This is a genomic window from Streptomyces sp. NPDC051320 (assembly GCF_040682175.1).
Classification (GTDB): Bacteria; Actinomycetota; Actinomycetes; order Streptomycetales; family Streptomycetaceae; genus Streptomyces.
In genome coordinates, this window is the sequence record NZ_JBFBAL010000012.1 from 188,256 (window position 1) to 205,801 (window position 17,546).

Below are 17,546 nucleotides of genomic sequence, written 5' to 3' on the forward strand. Positions count from 1 at the left end.
CGTGCGCGAGGGGCCGGACCCGGAGCTCATACGCTCCGGTCCGGCCCCTCCGCGGGACTCCGCGGAGCCTCCAGCACCCCGCCGATGCGACGGCTCAGCTCGCGGGCGGTCCGTTCCACCTGCCCGGCGATCCGCTCGCGCTGTTCCGGCCCCACCTCCGCGCCGGGGAAGGTGACCGCGACGCCCGCGATCGGGTGGGCGCTGTGGTCGAGGACGGCGGCGGCGACGGAGGAGAAGCCGCGGGTGATCTCTCCCTCCTCCGTCGCGTAGCCGCGCCTGCGCACCTCGACGAGGAGGTTGTGGAGCGCCGACAGCGAGCTCGGCCCCGGCTCGTCGCGGGAGACGAACACCGAGGGATCGGGGAACAGCGCCCGCACCTGCGCCCGGGACAACCGTGCCAGGACGGCCCGGCCGCTGGCGGTGAGATGGGCCGGCAACCGGACCCCGACGTCGCTGACGAGCGGCGCACGTCCCAGTGCTCGTTCCTCGATGACGTAGAGGACCTCGCGCCCGTGCAGCACGGCCAGGTGAGCGTTGTGCCCGGTTCCGTCGACCAGCATCGCCAGCGGCAGCCTGGCCAGCCTCTCGAACGGGGCCTGCCGGCTGTAGCCCGAAGCAAGCTCGAAGGCGCTGACGCCCAGCCCGTAACGGCGTTCCTCCGGAAGGTGCACCACGAAGTCCTCCCGGACCAGCGTGTCCAGCAGGTGGTAGGTCGTCGACCGGGGCAGTCCGACGTCACGGCTGATGGCGGCCGCCGGGACCGGGCCGACTTGATGCGAGAGGTACCGCAGGATCGCGAGGACCTGGGCGGCGGCGGGCACGGTGGACATGGCGCGAGCGTACGTGGACCCCCGTCCCTCGGACCCGGCACTCCGCCGGCACGTCTCGGGCGCAGAACGCCGCCTACCGCAGCCGGAGCACGGCGGCGCCGGGCCGCGGGATCCGGCTGATCACCGAGCCGATCAGGGTGCCGATCGAGACCCCGAACACCGCCGACACGGCAGTGATCACCGCGTGCGCCCCGTTGCCGACCTGGATCTGCGCGGTGTTGAGCAGACCGAAGGAGCCGGGCACCACGATCCAGAACGCGGGCAGGTAGGCCACCTGCCACGACGGTCCGCCGGGCAGCCAGTGCGCGACGGTGGCAGCGGCCGCCGCGGTGACCGCGCCGGCCAGACCGCCCACCGCGGCACCGTCGGCGGAGCTCACCGTGACCTGGACGGTGGCGGTCACCGCGATCACGGCGACGATCCACGGGATGGCGGGTGGTGGCGTGTTCACGTTGATCACCACTCCGGCCAGGGCGAGTGCCAGCCCCAGACAGGTCGCCCACCAACCCGAGGCCGGCACCTGGACGTTGGCCAGCGCGGAGGCCGGCGCGCCGGTGGCGAGGGCGCCGGCCGCCACCCCGGTCAGGAAGAGCGCGAGCTGCACCGATCCGGACACCAGCCTGGCCGTACCGGCACTGGCGGCACCGGCCGTGATCTCGGACAGCCCGGTGACCAGGAGGCTGCCCGGCAGCAGGATCGCCAGGGTGGCCACGATCGTGCGCAGCGGGCCCTCCAGCAGGGACGCCTGAGCGGCCAGCAGCACGAGCACGGAGACGAGGAAGCCGGCGGTGACCGGCAACAGCGGCCGCAGCAGCGGCCGGTGGCGCGCCAGCATGGTGAGCCCCGCCACGAGGAACGAGCCGATCGCGGCGACCACGACATTCGCCGCCACCGGTTGCAGGTAGAGGCAGATCCCCACGCCGACCGGGACGGCGCCGAGGTCCGCGACCCAGGCGGGCCAGCGGGCGGGCGCCCGGCGGATCCGCTCGAGGTCGGCGAGCGCCTGGTGACCGTCGAGTTCACCCGCGCGGAGCCCGTGCACCACGTCGACGACCTCGGCCGTCTGCTCGAACCGCAGCGCGGCCCCGACCGGCTGGAACGCCGTTCCCTCGTCTCCGTCCAGGGCGACGAACAGCCCGGTGGTCAGGGCGGCGACGCGCACGTCGGGTGCTCCCAGCGCATGACCCAGCCGGCGCAGTTCCTCCTCCACGTCGTGGACGGGCAGACCGCCGCCCAGCAGGGCGGCGCCCAGATCGAGCAGAAGGCGGCGGCGCGGGTCCGCGGGGGAGCGGGACGGGCCGGGGTCCGGTGGTGTGGTGCGGGGCATGGTGCGTATCGTTGCATTCCGCCCGACCGGGTTCGCGCGGTGGTACCGGGCAGGGAGGTCCGTCCGAACGTGGAGGCGCACAGCGTTCTCTGCCCGTGGCGGGCTCCGGCGCCGCCGTCATCAGGCACCACAACCCCGGCCCGGCCAGGCACCGGTGGATCCTGCGTGCGTCGGACCAAGTCGGACCAAGGGCTCCGACACCGCGCCCACGGTCGTCGGTCATCTCGCCGCGAGCCTCACCGGCGTCGGCGCCGATGTCAACGCGGCCTCACAGTTCGGTGCGGTGTCTCGTCGGACCGGTGACGGCAACTGCGACCGAGGGAGTCGGCGACACGATGAGCACCGCACCGGAGCCGGGAGACGGCCGGCTCGATCCGGGCCTGAGCACGATCATGAGCGAGCGGCGTCAGCTGATCAATGTCGCGTACCGGCTCCTCGGCTCCCTGGCCGACGCTGAGGATGTCGTGCAGGAGACGTATGCCCGCTGGTACGCCATGTCCCGACCGCGGCAGGACGCCATCGAATCCCCCGGCGCGTGGCTGACGACGGTCGCCAGTCGGATCTGCCTCGACCTGCTCGGCTCGGCGCGGGTCAGGCGGGAGAACTACGTGGGCGAGTGGATCCCGGAGCCGCTGCCCGACCGCACCGAGTGGATCAGTGGTCGGTCGGGCGGTGCCACCGCCGATCCGGTGGACCGAGTCACCCTCGACGAGTCGATCACCATGGCTTTTCTCGTCGTGCTGGAACTGATGACACCGGCCGAGCGTGTCGCATTCGTCCTGCACGATGTCTTCCGGTACTCCTTCGCCGAAGTGGCCGAGATCGTCGGCCGTACGCCGGTGGCCTGCCGCCAACTGGCCTCGTCGGCCCGCCGCCGTGTGCCCGTCTCGGCGGGCCCCGCGACGCCGGTGGCCCAACGCGCCGACCTCGTCAAGGACTTCAAGGCGGCGTGGGAAGCCAAGGACCTCGACGCTCTCATCGGCCTCCTCGACCCCCGCGCCACGGCGATCGGCGACGGTGGCGGCCTCGTCAGCGCCGTGCCTCCGGTCGAGGGCGGCGAGCAGGTCGCCCGCTCCGTCGTCGAGCTCGCTGCGCGGGCACCCGGCCTGACCTTGCTGGAGCGTACGGTCAACGGTCAGCCCGGGCTGGTGGCTCAGCAGGACGGTGTCACCGTGGCGGTGCTGGCGCTCGACGTCGTAGGCGGCCGGATCAAACACATCTGGGCGGTGCGCAACCCCGAGAAGCTCCGGCCGTGGACGACGACGGGCTGAAACGGCTGGGCGGCGCTCCGGACTTCAGGCGTTGAGGAATCCGTCCATCGCGGAGGTCGGCCTGCGGGTGGACGGGTCCCAGGCGCCCATGTTGTAGGTGTTGAAGGGCGTGTAGACCTCGGGTTCCCAGTAGAAGATGCCGAGTGCGCCGATGCTCTTGAGGTTGGTGATGTATGCCCGCAGGGCGGCCTCGGTGGCGGCGGCCCGGTCGTACCGGCCGCCGAACTCGACCTGCATGACCGGCTTTCCGTACGTCTTCCTGGCCGCGTTCATGTTGCCGACGATGCCTGCGGCGACACCGGCGCTGCCGTAGGAGGAGAACGCGGTGACGTCCCATGCACCGCCGTGGTCGCGGTAGGCGTTGAGGAAGGCGGTGATGGAGTCGTAGTTCTGCGGCTGGGCCAGGTGGATGAGGACCTGGGCGCCGGAGAAGACCTCTTTGACCATGTCGTGGGCGGCGTTGAGCAGCCCGGTCATCTGGTCGGGGTGGTGGGCCAGCGAGCCGGTGGTGCCACAGATTCCGGAGTTGATCTCGTTGCCGATCTGGACCCAGGCGGGCGAGACGCCATTGGCTTTGACCACGTTCATGGTGTGGTACACGTAGTCGTACATCGCGTCGAGCATTTGGCTGTAGGACATGTTCTGCCAGGCGGCGGGCGGCTTCTGGGTGCCGACGGAGTTCCAGGTGTCCCCGAAGTGGTAGTCGATCATCACCTGCATGCCGGCCGCCTTGGCGCGTTTGGCGAGCGCCGCGGTCTCGGCGATGCTGCAGTGGCCGTTGCCCGGGTCGTTGGAGGGGTTGACGAAGGTACGCAGCCGGACCGCGCCGAGGCCGTAGCCCTTGAGGATCGTGAACAGGTCCTGCTGGGTGCCGGACGAGTTGCGGAAGGTGTAACCGCCTGCCTCCATCTGGGGCAGCCAGCTGATGTCGGCGCCCTTGACGAACGTGGCGGCGGATGCCTGTCCTGCGGACAGCGCGGAGCCGCCCGCGAGGGCCGCGGTGGCGACCGTGGCGCTCTTGATGAGGGTGCGACGGGTGAGAGGGCTCATGGCGGTGACTTCCTCGAGTGTCGGGAACGTGGGGGCGAGCGGCGGACACGAGGTGACGTCGAAGCGCTTCGATACTCCGGGGAAGGACGGTAGGGCACGTCGGCTCGGCCCGACAAGACGCCGGACGAGAATCGTTGAAAGCGCTTGCTACGCGTCGGGCGGGGGTGTCGCCGGCCCGGGCCACGCCGACGTTCCGCTTTACCGAGGACCGCGAATGCCGACGTCCACGCGGCGGCGCGCGATTCGGCGGGCGGCCCGGGCAGAGGCCCCGGTGTTAGATACGGCTTATGTCTGGACGTTTCGGTCGATTCCTTCGGTCCGCCCTCGGCTCGCTGCGGCGTGAGTCCGCCCCGGCGCCTGCCGAGGAGCCCACGACGCCACGCCCCGCCGGGCCCCGCCCGCGTCGCACCCGGGGGATGCGAAGTGTCGCCGGTCAGGTGTTCGTCTTCCAGGCGGTGCTCGTGGTGCTGCTGGTGGTCGCCGCATCGGTGGCGCTGTTCCTCGAGGCCCGCACCGCCGGCCGACGCGACGCCGCGCACCGTTCGCTCGCTGCGGCGGAGTCGTTCGCGCACGCCCCCGGCCTCGTGGCGGCGCTGCGGTCCCCCGACCCGACGGCGGAGCTGCAGCCCCTGACCGTGCGGGCCGGCCGGGCCGCGGGGGTCGACTTCCTCGACGTCATGAACACCGACGGGGTCCGCTACACCGACCCCCTGCCGCACCTGATCGGCAAGCGTTCGTCGGGCGACATCGCGCGAGCCGCAGCGGGGGAGGCCTTCACCGAGGTGTACCAGGGAACACCCAGTGACGCGGTCCGGGCCATCGTGCCCGTCAAGGACAGCCATGGCTCTGTGGTGGGCCTGGTCAGCTCGGGCATCAACATCGCGAACGTCTCCGGCGTGGTGAACGGGCAGATGCCGGTTCTCCTCGGCGCCGCGGCCGTTGCGCTGGTGCTCGCCACCGGCGGCTCCGCCCTGGTGAGCCGACGTCTGCGCCGGCAGACGCATGGCCTCGGTCCGGCGGAGATGACACGGATGTACGACCACCACGACGCGGTGCTGCACGCCGTCAAGGAGGGCGTCCTCATCCTGGGGCCCGATCGTCGCTTGCTGCTGGCCAACGACGAGGCCCGGCGACTGCTCGGCCTTCCCCCCGAGTCCGAGCAGCGTCACGTCAGCGAGCTCGGTCTGTCCCCGCGAACCGCCGGGCTGCTGGCCTCCGGACGCGTCGCCACGGACGAGGTCCACCCTGCCGGGGAACGTCTGCTGGCCATCAACGTACGGGGCACGCGGCCGGAGGCAGGGACGGCCGGCACCGTCGCGACGCTCCGCGACACCACGGAGCTCGCGGCGCTCACCGGCAGGGCCGAGGCGGCGCGCGGGCGACTGGCGTTCCTCTATGAGGCCGGGGTGCGGATCGGCACGACCCTGGACGTGGTGCGCACGGCCGAGGAACTGGCGCAGGTGGCCACCGGCTCCTTCGCCGACTTCGTCACCGTCGACCTGGTGGATCCGGTGCTGGAGGGAGAGGAGCCGACCGACACCGGCGCCGCGCTGCGCCGGGCGGCCATCAGCGGCATGCGGGCGGACCACCCGCTCTTCCCCGCGGGTGACGTGATCCGTTTCAGTCCCGCCTCTTCCTCTGCCACGGCCTTGAGCAGGGAGGAGGCCGTTCTGGAACCGGCGCTGACCGAGTCCGCCTGGCACCAGGCCGACCCCGAGGCCATCAGGAGCATCCTGGAGTACGGGATGCACTCCCTCATCACTGTTCCCTTGCGGGCGCGGGGTGTGGTCCTGGGGCTGGCCACCTTCTGGCGAGCGGATGATCCCCGCCCTTTCGACGAAGAGGACAGTTCCTTCGCGGAGGAGTTGACGGCGCGGGCGGCGATCTCGGTGGACAACGCACGCCGCTACACCCACGAGCACGCCTTGGCCGTGACGCTGCAGCGCAGTCTGCTGCCCAGGGTGCTGCCCGAGCAGAGCGCGCTGGAGGTCGCCTACCGCTATCTGCCGGCGCGAGCGGGAGTCGGCGGCGACTGGTTCGACATCATCCCGCTGCCCGGCGCCCGGGTGGCCCTGGTGGTGGGCGATGTGGTGGGCCACGGCCTGCACGCGGCAGCCACCATGGGTCGCCTGCGCACAGCGGTCCACAACTTCTCCAGCCTCGATCTGCCCCCCGATGAACTGCTGAGTCACCTCGATGAGTTGGTGGATCGCATCGACCAGGAGGAGAGGGCGCGCGACGGTGCGGGCATCACCGGCGCCACCTGCCTGTACGCGATCTATGACCCGGTCTCCGGCAACTGCACCATGGCCAGGGCCGGGCATCCCGGCCCCGCGCTGGTTCTCCCCGACGGAAGCGTGGAGTTTCCCGATGCGCCCGCCGGCCTGCCGCTGGGCCTGTGCATCAGGCCCTTCGAATCCACCGACGTGCAGCTCCCGGAGGGCAGCCGACTGGTCCTCTTCACGGACGGGCTCATCGAGGACCGCCACCGCGACATCGACACCGGCCTGGACCTGCTGGCCCGCACGCTCGGCTCCTCCGGCGGCAGCCCGGAGGAGATCTGCGCCCGGGTCCTGGAGTCGGTGCTCCCTCCGCGCCCGGTGGACGACGTGGCCCTGCTGGTGGCGCGCACCCGCCGGCTGGCGGCGGAGCGGATCGCCGAATGGGACGTGCCCGCCGATCCGGCCGCCGTGGCCCGTGTGCGCTCCGAGGCTTCCCGGCAACTGACCACCTGGGGTCTCGAAGACCTGTCCTTCACCGCCGAACTCATCCTCAGCGAACTGATCACCAACGCCATCCGCTACGGCGCCGAGCCCATCCGCGTTCGACTCCTCTACAACAGCAGACTGATCTGCGAGGTCTCCGACGGCAGCAGCACCTCCCCCCACCTGCGCTATGCGGCCACCACCGACGAGGGCGGCCGTGGCCTCTTCCTCATCTCCCAGCTCGCCGAACGCTGGGGCACCCGCTACACCCCGCGCGGCAAGATCATCTGGACGGAACAGTCCCTCACCGCGCAACAACCAGAGGCAGTGATGCCGGTGCCGGGGCTGGAGGACCTGCTCTGACGATCGCCCGGGGCCGCGGGTCGAGGGCCGGGGCGTGCACCGTGCGTGGAGCCGGGCGGCACGGGCACGTGCGGTGAGCGCGTGCAGGGAGGCGAGGACCGCGCCGGTGATATCCGGCCATGGACGCTGTACGGCGAGGACGTGCCCCGGGGGCCGGACAAGGAACCGCTGGTGCGGGAGGTCCGGCCGGTCGGCTGGATCGGCCTCGCGGTGATCGACGACGCCGCCCGCGAGGTGATGCGGCAGCGTCGCTCGTGGGGACCGATGCGGCGCTGACCTCCGGTGTGCTCCCTGCGACGGCTTCTCGCCGCCGAATTTCCTGCGACCGGACCCCTACTGGGGGGTAGGCCCGGCGGCGCCCTTGTTATACGGTCCGTCTAACAAGCCGTGCGGGGCTGCCCGCCGGTGACGACGACGGCTGCCGCGCGCCTACGCATCAGCGAACAAGGACCCGCAGACTCGAATCGAGGGAGCCGCACCATGGCAAGCAGCACCGTTCAGCCGCAGAGCCGGGACCGCCAGGAGGACGACGTCGCGCGGCGGCTGCTCGATTCGGCCGCGACGCTGTCGTACGACCCGGCCACCGAAGTGGACTGGGAGACGCCGCTGGACAAGGGCTTCCACGGTGCGAGCCCGGAGTGGAGCACGCTGTACGGCACGGCGTACTGGAGTGAACTGACCGATGCCCAGCGCAAGGAGCTGACACGGCAGGAGGCCGCATCGGTCGCCAGCACCGGTATCTGGTTCGAAATGATCCTGCAGCAGATGGTGTTGCGCGACATATACGCCAAGGACCCGACCCGCGCGGAAGTCCAGTGGGCGCTCACGGAGATCGCCGAGGAGTGCCGGCACTCGATCATGTTCGCCCGTGGCGCCGAGAAGCTCGGCGCACCGGCCTACCGACCGCGCAGGATCGCGGTGGAACTGGGCAGGGCCTTCAAGACGGTTGCCTTCGGCGAGGCGGCGTACGCGGCGATCCTGGTCGCCGAGGAGGTCCTCGACGTCATGCAGCGCGACTGGATGCGGGACGAACGCGTCGCGCCGTTCGTCCGCACCATCAACAACATTCATGTCGTCGAGGAGTCCCGGCACATGAAGTTCGCCCGCGCCGAGACGCGCAGGCGCCTGCGGAAGGCCGGTTGGCTGCGCCGCCGGATTCATGCCCTCGTCGTCGCGATCGCGTCCTACGTCATCGTCACCAGCATGGTGAACAAGGACGTCTACGCGAACGCCGGACTCGACGCGTCACGCGCCGTCGGCGAGGCGCGGGCCAACGAGCACCACAAGTCCATGATGCGCTCCAGCTGTTCGGGGCTGATGGACTTCCTGGCCTCGGCCGGTCTGCTCACCAAGCCGGCGCTGATGTTCTACAAGCGCGCGAACCTGATCTGAGCCGACGAGATGACCTACGCCATCACGCAGACCTGTTGCAGCGATGCCACCTGCATCGCCGCCTGCCCGGTCAACTGCATCCACCCGACACCCCAGGAGCGGGCGTTCGGCAGCACGGAGATGCTGTACATCGACCCGAAGACCTGTATCGACTGCGGGGCTTGCGCGGACGCCTGCCCGGTGGATGCGATCTTCCCGGTGGACAGCCTGTCCGACACGCAGCAGGAGTACGCCGCGATCAACGCCGCGTACTTCGAGGGCATCGAGCCCGAACGGGTGGACGAGGGACCGAACTTTCATCCCTGGGGTGCGCCGACGTTCGCGCGCAGCCTGCCGTCCGACTTCGCGCCGATCCGGGTCGCGGTCGTCGGCACCGGTCCGGCCGGCATGTACGCCGCCGAGGACCTGCTGCTGCACACCAACGCCCAGCTGACCCTGATCGACCGGCTGCCGGTGGCGGGCGGCCTCGTACGGTACGGCGTGGCGCCGGACCACCCGGCGACCAGGAAGGTCGGTGACACCTTCGCCCGGTTCCACACCCATCCCCGGGTGCGCACGCATCTGGGGCTCGACGTGGGCCGGGACATCACCGCGCAGGAGCTCGCCGCGCACCATGACGCGGTCATCTACGCGGTGGGCGCGGCCGCCGACCGCCGGCTCGGGATCCCGGGCGAGGACCTGCCCGGCAGTATCGCCGCGACCACGTTCGTCTCCTGGTACAACGCCCATCCGGAGGTCGCGGCGGACACCGTCGACCTGTCCGCCGAGCGGGTGGTCGTCGTCGGCAACGGCAACGTCGCCCTCGACGTCGCCCGCATCCTGGTCTCCGACCCGGAGGCGCTGGCCGGTACCGACATCGCCGGGCACGCGCTGGCAGCACTGCGCGCGAGCAAGGTACGCGAGGTGGTGCTGCTCGGTCGCCGCGGCCCCGAGGACGCGGCGTACACCCGGTCGGAGTTGCTGGCGCTGAAGCACCTGGCCGGGGTGCGGCTGATGGTGGACGACCACGATCCGCGGACCGGTGCGTCGATCGACGCGGCCCGGCCGAACGACAGAGCAGCGGTCCTGCAGGGCGTCGCCCGCGCCCGGGTGGACTGGTCTCTCGGGCCGGCGCCGGGCCGGCGCATCGTCTTCCGCTTCCATTCCGGACCCCGGGAGATACTCGGCGGCGAAAGCGTGCGGGGCGTACGCGTTACGGGCGGTTCGACGGAGGGCGCCACCGGCGGCCCGGCGGAGACGGACATCCCCGCCGGCCTGCTCCTGCGGGCGATCGGGTATCGCGGTGTGCCGGTGGCCGGGCTGCCGTTCGACGAGGCGACCGGCACCGTGGTGCACCGGGGCGGGCGGGTGACCGGCCGGCCGGGCACGTATGTGGTGGGCTGGATCAAACGCGGCCCCTCCGGCGGCATCGGCGCCAACCGGGCCTGCGCGGCCGAGACGGTCGGCACGCTGCTGGCCGATGCGGTCTCCGGCGCACTGCCCGCGCCGACCCGCGCCCCGAGCGCGTTCCACCGGCTCGCGCGGCGCCGCAGCCGCCGGGGGGCCTCGCGCTGATTTCGGGTCCGCCAGCCGGCGAGCAGGCCACCAGCCGCGCCACGTCATCGTCCGCCTCGCTCTCCCAACTGGTCACCCCGGGGTCGGTCACCTCCCGGATCAGCGGCCGGCGGCCAGGTACTCGGTCGCCGGCGAGGTGTTCGGGTAGCTCGCCACCGCTCCGCGCCGACGCCGTGCGGATCCACGGTGGCCCTGGCGGTGGCCACCTCGTCGACGGGGCCCTCCGGCCACGCCGCGCGGTCGTCCCCGGCGCTGTCGGATCGCGTCATACCGCGCGACCGCCTTCGCCTCGGTCTCTCCACCCTGAGCCGCCGCCCGGCCAGGACCAAGCGATGGCCGAAACCGTGCGACAGACGGGTTCCGCAGCCCGAACGCGCGATAGCCCTAAACTTCTCCAGTCGGGCAGTCGGGCAGTCGGGCAGTCGGGCAGTCGGGCGCAAAGCGTCGCCCGAGTGCATCGACTACAGTTCTGTAGACCTTCACCCCGTCTGTGCACATTCCCCCGCTCCGGAGGCCTCTACCCGATGACGACCACCACCCTCGCCGGGCACGCCCTGGACGGCGCAGGCATCGACGGCAGCCTGTACGGCGACGTCACCGACTTCGCGCGGCACACCCACTGGCTGAACGGAACGGTGTCCGCATTCACCAGCTACGGCATCGCTCTCTTCGCCGTCTTCATGCTGGTGGGCTGGTGGATCGCTCGACGGCAGGGGCACGCCGTCATGACAGCGGCTCTGGCGGCACCGGTCGCCGCCGTGCTCGCCTACCTCGTCAATGACGGCATCAAGTCGGTCTTCATCGAACCCCGGCCCTGTCGTGCGCTGCCGCACGACTTCCTGATCGAGAAGTGCCCACCGGTCAACGACTACGCCTTCCCCAGCAACCACACCACCGTCGCGGCGGCCGTCGCGGCCGCGCTGTTCCTCGTCGACCGGCGGCTGAGCGCCCTGGCCGCTGTGTTCACTCTGCTGATGGCAGCGTCCCGGGTCTACGTCGGCGCCCACTACCCGCACGATGTACTGGCCGCGCTCGTGGTCGGAGGCGTCGTGGGCTTCGCCGCCACCTGGACCGCGCGTCGATTCGCCGTACCGCTGGTCGTCCGGCTGAGCGGCGGCGTACTGCGGCCGCTGCTCACCGCCCCCGTGTAACCGGTCGATCGGTGGGCCCGCCCTTCACAGGTACGGGCCGCCGTGCAGCGCGTACTGGTCGAGCAGCTTCCCGCGGGTCATCTCGAGTCGGTGCGCGAGGATCTTGGCGATGGCGCGGGTCACCACGAAACCCAGCGCCGGCTCCTCCTCGCACAGTGAGCGGACCGCGGGCCCGTCGAACTCGTGGGCCCGCACCGGGCTGAACGCCTCCGCTCCGAAGTCCCACTCGTGCGGCGGGAAGAGCCATGACCAGCCGAGCAGATCGCCGATGCTCAGCGTGCCGACCGTCATGCGGCGATGGCCGGGCACCTCCAGATCCAGTGCGACCGTGCCCGAGCGGATCACCAGGAACCGGTCCGCCGCGCCCCCTTCTTCGAAGATCCGAGTGTCTTGGGGGAAAGAGACATCGTGCGCCAGCTCCAGCAGGCGCTCCCGGTACTCGGGCGGGAGCACGGTCAGCAATCGCGTCGCCTTGGGCATCCGGGGGCCTCCTTACCGACGATCCTTACCGACGACGCGTCGAGGAGCCGACGCTGCTCCGTCGTCTTCCGTTCCTTCCATTGCACCTCCGAGCGGGCCTTCGCGGCACCTCGAGTCGCCATTCCGGCCCGACGAGAGCGCGGGCCTCCCACGCGATAAACTCTTCCGCGATGGCTGTTCTCCGATCACCATCGCGGCGGTGGGGCCCGCCGTACCCGAACCGCGGTGACAACGCCGCCAACGGTCCCTACTTGCGACGGCGTGCACTCCGCTGCACTCCCCAGTCCGGCGAGTAGGAGACCCATGTGGCAAAGCGCCCGGTGCCCATGCTGAACGGGCCTGTCGACCCCGACGTCGACCTGCCCGTCTCCACTCGGCGCAGACAGCTGCGGCGCAGACAGCTGTGGCGTGGGCAGTCACCGGTCGTGGCCGTGGTCGCGCTCGGCGGCAGTGTCGGAGCCTGCGCACGCTACGGTGCCTCGCTGCTCTGGCCCACCGGGGGTGGCACCTTCCCCTGGACGACGCTGCTGGTCAACGTCATCGGCTGTGCGGTCATCGGCGTCTTCATGGTGATCATCACCGACGTCTGGTCGGCCCACCGGCTGGTCCGTCCGTTCTTCGGCACCGGCGTCCTGGGCGGCTTCACCACCTTCTCCACCTACGCGGTCGACATCCAGCGCCTGGTCGCCGACGGACATGCCAGGACCGGCCTGGTGTACCTGGTACTCACCCTGCTCGCGGCGGTCGCAGCGGTCTGGACCGCGGTCACGCTGACCCGCCGGCTCGTCGAACGGAGGCAGCGATGAGGCTGACCGGACCGGCCGTGCGGCTCACCATTTTCATCGGCGAGTGCGATGTCTGGCACCACAAGCCACTCTTCACCGAGATCGTGCACCGGGCGCACCGGTCCGGGCTGGCCGGTGCCTCCGTCTTCCGAGGCATCGAGGGGTACGGAGCTTCCGCCCTGATCCACACCAGTCGGCTGTTGTCGTTGAGTGAGGATTTGCCGGTGGCGATCGTGATCATCGACACCGAGGAACGAATCCGCGGGTTCCTTCCGCAACTGGACGAACTGGTCCCCGAGGGGCTCGTCATCCTCGACCACTGCGAAGTCCTCCTTCCCCGGCCTCCGGCCGGGGGCGCCCCCGGCGTCGGCGGCGACACGGAGGACCGGTGAACTGGCTGCTGGTGATCGTCGGGGCGGCGATCGGCGCCCCGCTGCGCTATCTCACGGACCGCACGGTCCAGTCCCGGCACGACACGGTGTTCCCCTGGGGCACCTTCGCCGTCAATGTCGGCGGCTGCCTGGTGCTCGGCCTGCTCACCGGTGCGGTGACCGCCGGGGCGGCCTCCTCCCCGGTGCAGTTGTTCGTCGGCACCGGGCTGTGCGGGGCGCTTTCGACGTATTCGACGTTCTCCTACGAGACCATGCGCCTGGCCGAGGACGGGGCCCGCTTCTTCGCCCTGGCCAACGTGGCGGCGAGTGTCGTGGCCGGACTCGGCGCCGCCTTCGTGGGGGCGGTGCTGGCCCAGGCCTTCTGGGGCTGAGCCGCGGCCAGGTAGCGCCCCGCACCGCTTCCCGTCGGTCTTTCAGTCGCGTGCCGCTGTCGGCTGCTCGCCAGGCGGGTGGTGGCCGATCCGCATGCCCGGGCGGCGCCGGTGCACGGTGAGGTAGGACAGGCCTTCGGCGCCCGCGGTCACGGAGCGGGTGGAGCCGTGCGGCAGCCAGATCAGCCGTCCCTCGCCGAGGGGTTCGGACCCTTTCGTGGTGCCCAGCGTGCCCCGGCCGGCGACGACCAGCAGCAGGACGTCCAACTCCGGTTCGGTGTGCGTGTCGACGCGCTGCAGGGGTGGCAGATGTACGACATTGGCGTCGAGCTGGCGGCCGGATTCGGCCAACCGCCAGACGGCGCCGGACGTTTCCGGTGGCTGACCGGTCAGGGCGGTGACGTCGTAGAGAGCGCGGGGCACCGGAGCTGTGTCACTCACCGGCCGCCACCCGCCCGATGCGGACCTGCCACGGCTCCGGTCCCGCGCGCAACGCCCGGACCACCAGGCGGGTTCCGGCCGCACCGGCCGCAGCCGCCCAGAGCGTTTCGTCGGGGATGTAGATCTCGGAAGACGGCGCCATGTTGTTTCCTCTCGTCCCACCTGACGGTCCCTATTCTCACATGTACCATTCGTAGAAATTACGCCGTGGAGAATGCGCGCCGGACGGAGGACGACACAGTGCCCGACGACCAGGGTGGCTCCGCAGCAACACCGCGCCGCCGCATGGTGCTTGACCTGCTGCGTGAAGCCGAGACCCCGCTGGGGGTCGCCGAGGTGGCGGAGCGGATCGGAGTGCACCCCAACACGGTCCGCTTCCACCTGGACGCTCTGGTGTCGCAGGGTGCGGTGGAGCGGACACTGGAGAAGCTCGTCGGCCCCGGCCGTCCTCGTACGGTGTACGCACCACGGCCCGGGATGGACCGCGGGGGGCGCCGTGGGTACCACCTGCTGGCGAGGATCCTGCTCAGCCGGCTGGCATCGACCGGGCCCGACGCCGGGGCGGAGGCCACCGAGGCCGGCCGGAGTTGGGGGCGGTACCTGGTCGAGCAGCCGCCTCCGTTCCACCGGACGACCGGCGCGGAATCGATCGGGCTGCTCACTCGGCTGCTGGCCGAGCTGGGCTTCGAACCGGAGGCCGTGGACGGCGGCGACGGCGTGCCCGAGGGTCTGCGGCTGCGGCACTGCCCCTTCCTCGAGCTCGCCGAAGAGTTCGGGCCGATCGTCTGCCCGCTCCACCTGGGCCTGATGCAGGGCGCCCTGGCGGAGCTGCGGGCCCCCGTCGAGGCCACCGGGCTCGAACCGTTCGCCGAGCCCGACGCCTGCCTCGCCCACCTCGCGCCCGCCGCATGAGCGCCCGCCGCATGAGCGTCAGCCGCGTAAGGGTCAGTCATCGCAGGAGCCGCAGTCGCATGAGAAACCACTGTGCTGGGGAGAACCCGTGAACACCCCGTCAGCAGCGGCGGCCGGCGCCGTGACCTTCGTATGGCTCGGCATGGTGCTGGCGATCTCCTTCCTGGAGACACCGTTGAAATTCCGGGCCCCGGGGGTCACCGTCCCGATCGGGCTCGCGATCGGGCGCCTGGTGTTCCGGGCCCTCAACCTGGTGGAGGCGGTCCTGGCGGTCGCGGTGATCGTGCTGGTCGCGACCGGGCAGCCGACTCTGCCGGTCGCCGTGCTCACGGCGGTGGCGGCGGTCCTGCTCGCGGGCCAGCTCGCGGTGATCCGGCCCCGGCTCAACCGACGCTCCGACCGGGTGCTCGCGGGGGAGGACCTGCCCCGTTCCTCTGCCCACTTGCTCTACATCGCCGTCGAGGCGGTCAAGGTGCCGGCACTCATAGCCCTCGGCAGTTGCCTGCTCGCCCGGTGAGGCACCACGGGAGCGACCGGCGCGAGAATCTCTCGGCACTGACCTGCGCCCGCCGGGGACCGGTCAGGAGAACACTGACCAGGGAACAAGGACGGCCGGACCGACGAGCGGTCGATCCGGTGATGGGCCAGGGAAAGCAGGGTGATTCCGCGTGACGTCGAGCCGGACCGTCGGAGAGATGATGACGACGGATGTCGTGCGCGTGCAGCGGGGCACCTTCCTCAAGGAGATCGCACAGCTGCTCGCTGAGCATCACATCTCGGCCGTGCCCGTGGTGGACGACGACGAGCGCCCGGTGGGCGTGGTCTCCGAGGCCGACCTGCTCCGCAAGCTGCTCGGCCTGACCGCGGTCCTCCCGGACGGCTATGAGCAGCCGCGCGTCACCGAGCAGCGGCGGGTCCGCGATGACATGCGCAAGGCCGACGCGACCACGGCCGAAGGGCTGATGACCGGTCCCGCCGTCGTCGCCCGCCCGGGGTGGACGATTGTCGAGGCCGGCTGGGTGATGGAGGTCGGAAGAATCAAGCGCCTGCCGGTGGTCGACGACGACGGCCGACTGGTCGGAGTGATCAGCCGCAGCGATCTGCTGCAGATCTTCCTGCGCCGGGACCGGGCCATCCGGGAGGAAGTGCTCGAGGGAGTGCTCACCAGAACCCTGGGGCTGCCGCCCTCGGCGATCACGGTCGATGTCGCCGACGGCCATGTCACGCTCAGCGGTTTCGTCGAACGCAGGAGCGTGATCCTCATCGCGGTCCGCCTGTGCCGGGATGTCGACGGGGTGGTCGACGTCCTCGACCGGCTGGAGTACGGCATCGACGACGCTCAGGACACCCAGCAGTAGTGAGCGTCCCGCCTGAACTACGTGGCCGCGCGCTCCGGCCCGGTCTCCGGCGTCCGGTGAGCACGTGGCTGCGGCCGCCGCCCCGATCAGCCCGGCGTCCAGGGCGAGTTCGGACCGCACGATGCGTGCTCGCCGGGTGAAGTCGAAGGCTGCGTAACGCTCGAAGCGACGTCTCAGCGGCTCGAACAGCACGTCTCCGGCCTGCGCGACGCCGCCCCCGATCACCACCAGATCCAGCTCGACCAGGGCTGCAGTGGCGGCGATTCCCGCAGCCAGCGCCTGGCCCGCGCAGTCATAGGCGGCCTCGGCCCGAGCGTCACCCGCGCGGGCCGCCGCCGCCACGGACCGCGCCGACGCCGGCGTGCCCGGCGGGGGCGTCCAGCCCGCCTCCAGCGCGTGCCGGGTGATGGCGGCGCCGCTCGCCAGCCCCTCCACGCAGCCGCGGGAACCACAGGGGCAGGGCGCGCCGTCCAGGTCGACACTGATGTGGCATTTCCGGTGGGGCCCTGGCGCGAACGCCGTCGAGGATCAGACCGCCGCCGACACCGGTGGACACCACCATGCAGAGTGCGTGGGCGACGCCCCGGGCCGCGCCCAGCCAGTGTTCCGCCGATGCCGTCGCGACCGCGTCGCCGATCAGTACCGGGCTATCTCTCCGGGCAGTGCGGGGTGCGACCGCACCTGGTCCACCAAGCGGAAAGCCGCGCCAGGCAGCGATATTGACCGGGCTGACCGGGCCGGCCGCCGCGTCCACCGGCCCCGCGCTGCCGATCCCCAGGCAGTGGAGGACTTCCCAGTGCGGACTCCGGGCGAGCACGGCCGATACGGCGCCCATCAGCACCGCTGCGGACTCCCGGGCGGGCGTCGGCCGCTGAGCGCGTACGACGACCCGGCCCTCCCGGTCGATCAGCGCGCCGGCGATCTTCGTCCCGCCGATGCCGCCCGGCAGGCCCCCTGCCGGCACCGGCCGCGTGCCCCCGATGGGGCACTCTGCATACGGCGGACATCGTTGTCCGGACGCGTCACGAGGCGGCACGGAAATGTGAGGAGAAGTTGAGCAGCACGGGACAGCCGGCGCTACGTACTCGGCCAACGCCGGCTTTACCGGTTCAGAAAGGAAGGCCGGTGGTACCGGTTCGCGGGTGCCACCCACCGGTCGGATGC

18 protein-coding genes and 1 pseudogene are annotated in these 17,546 nt (G+C 71.3%); 12 read left to right on the forward strand and 7 right to left on the reverse strand.

Annotation, left to right across the window (positions count from 1 at the left end):
• Positions 1-26 precede the first annotated feature (26 nt).
• Positions 27-830 (reverse strand): IclR family transcriptional regulator, encoded by an 804-nt coding sequence (locus AB0M87_RS25555; protein ID WP_365856773.1) that lies wholly within the window; start codon positions 828-830, stop codon positions 27-29.
• 73 nt (positions 831-903) lie between these two features.
• A complete protein-coding gene (locus AB0M87_RS25560; protein ID WP_365856775.1) occupies positions 904-2,157 on the reverse strand; it encodes a threonine/serine exporter family protein in 1,254 nt (417 codons plus the stop codon).
• Between the two features lie 335 nt (positions 2,158-2,492).
• On the opposite strand from AB0M87_RS25560, the gene sigJ reads away from it, so the two are divergent.
• A complete protein-coding gene (sigJ, locus tag AB0M87_RS25565; RefSeq protein WP_365856777.1) occupies positions 2,493-3,428 on the forward strand; it encodes an RNA polymerase sigma factor SigJ in 936 nt (311 codons plus the stop codon).
• A 24-nt stretch (positions 3,429-3,452) separates the two neighbouring features.
• Here sigJ and AB0M87_RS25570 read toward each other — a convergent pair whose 3' ends face one another.
• Entirely contained in the window at positions 3,453-4,478 is a 1,026-nt protein-coding gene (locus AB0M87_RS25570; protein WP_365856779.1) for a glycosyl hydrolase 53 family protein, read from the reverse strand.
• A 416-nt stretch (positions 4,479-4,894) separates the two neighbouring features.
• Between AB0M87_RS25570 and AB0M87_RS25575 the strand changes: the two genes are divergently transcribed.
• The 5 genes from AB0M87_RS25575 to AB0M87_RS25595 all read left to right on the forward strand — a co-directional run bounded on the left by AB0M87_RS25575 (position 4,895) and on the right by AB0M87_RS25595 (position 11,643).
• Positions 4,895-7,546 carry a SpoIIE family protein phosphatase gene (locus AB0M87_RS25575; protein ID WP_365856781.1) on the forward strand — a complete coding sequence of 884 codons (2,652 nt, stop codon included), beginning with the start codon at positions 4,895-4,897 and terminating at the stop codon, positions 7,544-7,546.
• A gap of 81 nt (positions 7,547-7,627) precedes the next feature.
• The gene (locus AB0M87_RS25580) at positions 7,628-7,822 is read left to right on the forward strand and encodes a DUF6098 family protein (RefSeq protein WP_365856783.1); all 195 of its coding nucleotides are present in this window, start codon (positions 7,628-7,630) and stop codon (positions 7,820-7,822) included.
• A gap of 204 nt (positions 7,823-8,026) precedes the next feature.
• Entirely contained in the window at positions 8,027-8,938 is a 912-nt protein-coding gene (locus AB0M87_RS25585; protein ID WP_365856785.1) for a diiron oxygenase, read from the forward strand.
• Positions 8,939-8,947: 9 nt separating this feature from the next.
• The gene (locus AB0M87_RS25590) at positions 8,948-10,492 is read left to right on the forward strand and encodes an FAD-dependent oxidoreductase (RefSeq protein WP_365856787.1); all 1,545 of its coding nucleotides are present in this window, start codon (positions 8,948-8,950) and stop codon (positions 10,490-10,492) included.
• A gap of 524 nt (positions 10,493-11,016) precedes the next feature.
• Positions 11,017-11,643 (forward strand): phosphatase PAP2 family protein, encoded by a 627-nt coding sequence (locus AB0M87_RS25595; RefSeq protein ID WP_365856789.1) that lies wholly within the window; start codon positions 11,017-11,019, stop codon positions 11,641-11,643.
• A 24-nt stretch (positions 11,644-11,667) separates the two neighbouring features.
• Here the strand turns inward: AB0M87_RS25595 and AB0M87_RS25600 are convergent, their stop codons facing one another.
• Positions 11,668-12,123: a cyclic nucleotide-binding domain-containing protein gene (locus AB0M87_RS25600; RefSeq protein ID WP_365856791.1), complete on the reverse strand. Its 456-nt coding sequence runs from the start codon at positions 12,121-12,123 to the stop codon at positions 11,668-11,670.
• A gap of 326 nt (positions 12,124-12,449) precedes the next feature.
• Between AB0M87_RS25600 and crcB (AB0M87_RS25605) the strand changes: the two genes are divergently transcribed.
• From crcB (AB0M87_RS25605) to crcB (AB0M87_RS25615), 3 genes are read left to right on the forward strand one after another with little or no spacing between them, the layout of a single operon-like run.
• The gene (gene crcB / locus AB0M87_RS25605) at positions 12,450-12,929 is read left to right on the forward strand and encodes a fluoride efflux transporter CrcB (RefSeq protein WP_365856857.1); all 480 of its coding nucleotides are present in this window, start codon (positions 12,450-12,452) and stop codon (positions 12,927-12,929) included.
• On the forward strand, positions 12,926-13,300 hold the full coding sequence (locus tag AB0M87_RS25610; protein ID WP_365856793.1) for a DUF190 domain-containing protein: 375 nt from the start codon (positions 12,926-12,928) through the stop codon (positions 13,298-13,300). Before crcB (AB0M87_RS25605) ends, AB0M87_RS25610 begins: the two co-directional genes overlap by 4 nt.
• Positions 13,297-13,671, forward strand: coding sequence for a fluoride efflux transporter CrcB (gene crcB / locus AB0M87_RS25615; protein ID WP_365856795.1), 375 nt, complete (start codon positions 13,297-13,299; stop codon positions 13,669-13,671). Before AB0M87_RS25610 ends, crcB (AB0M87_RS25615) begins: the two co-directional genes overlap by 4 nt.
• A gap of 42 nt (positions 13,672-13,713) precedes the next feature.
• Here the strand turns inward: crcB (AB0M87_RS25615) and AB0M87_RS25620 are convergent, their stop codons facing one another.
• Positions 13,714-14,112, reverse strand: coding sequence for a hypothetical protein (locus AB0M87_RS25620; RefSeq protein ID WP_365856797.1), 399 nt, complete (start codon positions 14,110-14,112; stop codon positions 13,714-13,716).
• Positions 14,105-14,254 (reverse strand): hypothetical protein, encoded by a 150-nt coding sequence (locus AB0M87_RS25625; protein WP_365856799.1) that lies wholly within the window; start codon positions 14,252-14,254, stop codon positions 14,105-14,107. The genes AB0M87_RS25620 and AB0M87_RS25625 overlap by 8 nt, the downstream gene beginning before the upstream one ends.
• Positions 14,255-14,352: 98 nt before the next feature.
• Between AB0M87_RS25625 and AB0M87_RS25630 the strand changes: the two genes are divergently transcribed.
• The 3 genes from AB0M87_RS25630 (at position 14,353) to AB0M87_RS25640 (ending at position 16,382) form a co-directional block, all read left to right on the forward strand.
• Complete coding sequence (locus tag AB0M87_RS25630; RefSeq protein WP_365856859.1) at positions 14,353-15,024, forward strand: helix-turn-helix domain-containing protein; 672 nt, start codon at positions 14,353-14,355, stop codon at positions 15,022-15,024.
• A gap of 88 nt (positions 15,025-15,112) precedes the next feature.
• A complete protein-coding gene (locus AB0M87_RS25635) occupies positions 15,113-15,541 on the forward strand; it encodes a hypothetical protein (protein ID WP_365856801.1) in 429 nt (142 codons plus the stop codon).
• Between the two features lie 178 nt (positions 15,542-15,719).
• Positions 15,720-16,382, forward strand: coding sequence for a CBS domain-containing protein (locus tag AB0M87_RS25640; RefSeq protein ID WP_365856861.1), 663 nt, complete (start codon positions 15,720-15,722; stop codon positions 16,380-16,382).
• 66 nt (positions 16,383-16,448) lie between these two features.
• Here the strand turns inward: AB0M87_RS25640 and AB0M87_RS25645 are convergent.
• A pseudogene (locus AB0M87_RS25645) lies at positions 16,449-17,346 on the reverse strand (ROK family protein); the annotation flags it as partial.
• Between the last annotated feature and the right edge of the window lie 200 nt (positions 17,347-17,546).